Origin of the sequence: Mesorhizobium sp. M7A.F.Ca.US.002.01.1.1, assembly GCF_004022955.1 — a bacterium.
Lineage (GTDB): Bacteria > Pseudomonadota > Alphaproteobacteria > Rhizobiales > Rhizobiaceae > Mesorhizobium > Mesorhizobium ciceri.
Genome location: NZ_RZQE01000806.1, coordinates 1 through 1,650 on the forward strand (window position 1 = coordinate 1; position 1,650 = coordinate 1,650).

The 1,650-nt window shown below is 59.6% G+C and carries 2 protein-coding genes; both read left to right on the top strand.

The annotated features are described in order from the left end of the window. The first annotated feature begins 249 nt into the window (after positions 1-249). Complete coding sequence (locus EN932_RS35650) at positions 250-1,218, top strand: manganese catalase family protein (RefSeq protein ID WP_024505775.1); 969 nt, start codon at positions 250-252, stop codon at positions 1,216-1,218. 127 nt (positions 1,219-1,345) lie between these two features. After that, on the top strand, positions 1,346-1,650 hold a 305-nt coding region (locus tag EN932_RS35655; RefSeq protein ID WP_281061576.1), incomplete at its 3' end, for a chemotaxis protein CheB.

Here is a 1,650-nt window from a genome sequence, read left to right on the forward strand (position 1 = left end):
GAGCCTCAGCAGTTTTTCGCCGCTTTCATCGTGGGTTAGTCCCGACAACATGTTCGTTCCAGTACCCGGAGGAAAACGTGCGCGACCAGTCTTTTTCCCATCTGGAGGCGCTCATTGATGTGCGTCCCGACACGAATTTCACCCCTAGCGCGCCATGGCCTCGCGGATCGGCCACTGCGTCACTCGATGCAATATGGAACAATCCTCGCAGGCGGATGTTGGGCAACCCAACCCCCTGGAGGATTGCCAATGTTCATGCACAACAAGCGCCTGCAATACACCGTCCGCGTTTCGGAGCCTAATCCCCGCCTGGCCTGCATGATCATGGAACAATTCGGTGGCGCCGATGGTGAGCTTGCCGCGGCGATGCGCTATTTCACGCAAGGCCTCGGCGAGGATGATCTTGGCCGTCGCGACATGTTGCTCGACATAGCCACTGAAGAACTCAGCCACCTTGAGGTGGTGGGATCGATCGTCACCATGCTGAACAAGGGGCTCAAGGCACAACTTGCCGAAGGCCAGATGAAAGAAGCGGACCTTTATATGATGATCGGCGCCAGCGGTACGACAGCCAAGGAATCCATCCTGTTTGGCGGTGCTCCCGCGCTGTGCGACTCAGCCGGCGTTCCCTGGACCGCGGCCTATGTCGACTCACGCGGTGAACCTACCGTGGATTTGCGGTCGAACATCGCCGCTGAAGCGCGCGCCAAGATCGTTTACGAACGCCTCATCAACATCACCGATGATCCGGGCATCAAGGACGCGCTCGGCTTCCTGATGACACGCGAGATCGCTCATCAAAAGTCGTTTGAGAAAGCACTCTACGCCATCGAAAACAATTTCCCGTCAGGCAAGCTCCCGGGCATCGAGAGGTACGCCAGCATGTACGTCAACACCTCTCAAGGTGACGGCGATACCAATGGTCCATGGAATTCCGGCGAAGAGTGGGATCGGATCGATGACCTTGAAGAGGTGATGCCCGTCGACGGCGGAGACGGCTTGGCAACCGTCAAAATGGGCGCCAGAGACATGAAGGTGGTGGCCAAGATGGCCGACCGTACTCTTTCTGATCCGGCGTCCGATCCGATCACGGGCGCTGATCTAGGTGCCGGTCCGGGAGCTGGCCGAACCAAGAACGCGGATTTTGGCGGCGCGGCAAGCATTCAGGAGGCGCCGGCCGTGGCCGAGGCTGCTGTCAAACGCGCACGTAAGCGTTAGTTTGGAGCTGACGTCATTGCGGGCAACTATGTTCGAGGTCAGGAAGCTAACGACGAAAGCAGGGCATCCGACTGGCAGCAGCGGACTGGCCGGAGTGCTCGCTATTTGCTGAGTGGGTGAAGCACATATGGCCACCGCCGCACCACGATCAGAGTCGGAACATGCGGGGCAGTCGGAGAAGGTCCGTGCCTACGGTTGCGAGAACCGGTGCATTGTCGCAATCGGAGCCTCGGCGGGGGGCCTCGACGCGCTGAAGAGACTTGTCCGGGATATTTCGCCGGACATTCCGGCGGCCCTCCTCATCGTACAGCACGTCGGTCTCACGAGTTACCTCGGCGACATTCTCGGTCGCGCTGCCAACATGCCCGTAGCGAATGCCGCCAGCGGCACGAAGGTTAAAAACGGGCACATCTTCGTTGCACCGCCCGGAGC

What these genes read in the sequence shown, in the direction of transcription:
- EN932_RS35650 (WP_024505775.1), top strand. Translation starts at nt 250, where the DNA reads ATGTTCATGCACAACAAGCGCCTGCAATACACCGTCCGCGTTTCGGAG.